Origin of the sequence: Colwellia marinimaniae (assembly GCF_002207865.1) — a bacterium.
Lineage (GTDB): Bacteria > Pseudomonadota > Gammaproteobacteria > Enterobacterales > Alteromonadaceae > Colwellia > Colwellia marinimaniae.
The window spans coordinates 1-250 of record NZ_BDQM01000408.1; the positions used below are offsets into that span (position 1 = coordinate 1).

Annotated in this window: 1 protein-coding gene; it reads right to left on the reverse strand. The window is 40.8% G+C overall.

Going from position 1 to position 250, the window contains the following annotated elements:
• Positions 1–45 precede the first annotated feature (45 nt).
• On the reverse strand, positions 46–250 hold a 205-nt coding region (locus MTCD1_RS19855; protein WP_200818699.1), incomplete at its 5' end, for a flagellar basal body-associated FliL family protein.

A 250-nucleotide genomic window follows, 5' to 3' on the forward strand; every position in this document is an offset into this window, starting at 1 on the left:
GCATAAAACCGAAAATGAAAATTATTCAGCGTTCGCTCTCATGTACTACTGTATAACGAAACCGGTAAACAGGACTTTCTCAACGATTTTACGCCCAGTCACAGTTTGCAGCGTATTCTGAACATTGAGTAAGGCCAATTGACGCATCTCGTCTTTACCGGCTAAGCTAGTTAAATTTTGTACATCGGCACTGCTAAACGTCGTCAGTAGTGCATCTTCAATCAAGGGAATGTGCTTCTTAATTAATACC